Genomic DNA, 408 nt, shown 5'->3' on the forward strand with positions numbered 1-408 from the left:
CGCTCGGAGCCCCATTGAGTGCCGGTTTTGCGAAATAGCCACTCGACAGGATCTGAACCGAGCCGCTTGCGGGCTTCTGTTACACCGCTACGAGCCAGCAGATGATCGGTTGCCAAGCCTTGGGCGCAGATGTTGAGCCGCCTAGCGACCTCGTGCACCGGTTCGTCGCGAAACAGCGCCATGCCAAGCACAAGCCAGAGCACTTGATCGGCAGGCAAACGACGGCGCCTGATGGTTGCCTGACTGGAGAGATCCAACGCAGATGCCACCCACTCAACGGGGATATTTTGAGTGAAGGTACTCAGGTCAGAAAAGTTGAAAAGGTCGCCGAGGTCGAGCAGGTGCTGCTGAACAGACATAAAAAATCCGATGCCAGATATCTGGCATCGGATTTTCTAGGAACTTCGA

The 408-nt window shown here is 55.9% G+C and carries 1 protein-coding gene; it reads right to left on the minus strand.

Annotation, left to right across the window (positions count from 1 at the left end; all coding sequences use genetic code 11):
- Window positions 1-359 (minus strand): transposase domain-containing protein (locus AACY52_RS31800; protein ID WP_339437794.1); only part of this gene is annotated, 359 nt, incomplete at its 3' end.
- Between the last annotated feature and the right edge of the window lie 49 nt (window positions 360-408).

This window comes from Pseudomonas sp. EA_65y_Pfl1_P113 (genome assembly GCF_963970525.1).
Classification (GTDB): Bacteria; Pseudomonadota; Gammaproteobacteria; order Pseudomonadales; family Pseudomonadaceae; genus Aquipseudomonas; species Aquipseudomonas tritici.